Genomic DNA, 1,174 nt, shown 5'->3' with positions numbered 1-1,174 from the left:
CCGCAGCCAACAGGCCCAGCAGATCGGAAACGATCGGGCTCAGACCCAGTTGCAGGCCGCTCGAGCTGGTCACATTGCCGGGCTGGCTGCCCCGCTCATGAACAATCCGGATGTGACAAAGGCCGATGTTGCGCGGCAACTCGGCGTTGGGGTTGCCACGGGAACGATCGACCTCGGCACGGCGCAGAAGGTCTATTCGTCGCTTCCGGCGGACAGCAAGGGCATCCGCACCTCTGTCCGTGGCTTGATGGATAGTCTCATGCCGGGCGCCGGGCAGTCCGCAGATGCGTTCGGCTCACTGCAGCTTGTCGATGTCGGTGGCCATCTCCAGTGGCAGAACGTCGGCTCTCCGGCCAGCGGCCAGGGTGGCGTCAATCAGGGCGCGCCGATCGCCAAGACGCTGACACCGGGTGAGGCTACCGCGCCGGAACCCTACAACGACGCTGGTGGCAATCCGAAGATCGGCACGCGGGCGCAGGTCGCCCAGTCGAACGGCCAAGGTGGGTATGTGGATACTACCAACAAGCCCACTGTCCCACTCGATGTGATGGGCAGCGGCCGCTATCCGGGCAGCCAGAACGATTTCTCGGGTTCGGGGGCCAACGCGCAGCCGGGCGGCTTCTCCGCAGGTCCGCCCGCTGGCCAGCTTGAAGCACAGCGCGCGACTGCTGAGGCTGGGGCCAAAGGTGCGAACGCCCTCATGTCGGCCGCTGCCAGCCGGAATGATCGGCTAGGCATGCTGGGGAATATGGCGACGGATCTGGATGGGTTCACTAGTGGGCCCGGATACGACCGTCTGAGAAAAATACAGGCGACGTTCAATAACATTGTCCCGGGCACCAACTGGGGTGAGCGTGGCGTTGAATCTGCCCAGTCCTTCAACAAGTGGGCCCAGCAACTCGCGAATGCTCAGTCCCAGGCTCTCGGCAGTTCGGATGCCCGGCTTTCGGCCGCCGAGCATGCCAACCCGAACAGCAGCCTCCAGAAGGAAACCAACCAACTGATGATCCATCAGTTGATGGGCAATGAAGATGCCATCAATGCGAAGGCGCAAGCATGGCGCGCCTCTGGCCTGCCGGCTGCGCAATACCAGTCATGGGAACAGCAGTTCAGCCAGGGCTTCGACCCGCGCGCGTTCCAGATGCTGCGCATGACGCCGACCGAGCGAGAGAAA

At 63.5% G+C, this 1,174-nt stretch carries 1 protein-coding gene; it reads left to right on the top strand.

Going from position 1 to position 1,174, the window contains the following annotated elements:
• Positions 1-97: 97 nt before the first annotated feature.
• The coding region (locus HLH36_RS19425; RefSeq protein ID WP_220792935.1) for a hypothetical protein at positions 98-1,174 on the top strand (1,077 nt) is incomplete at its 3' end.

The sequence above is a fragment of the Gluconacetobacter aggeris genome, assembly GCF_014174395.1.
In the GTDB taxonomy this organism is placed as follows: domain Bacteria; phylum Pseudomonadota; class Alphaproteobacteria; order Acetobacterales; family Acetobacteraceae; genus Gluconacetobacter; species Gluconacetobacter aggeris.
This window is presented reverse-complemented; position numbering and strand designations above follow the sequence as displayed.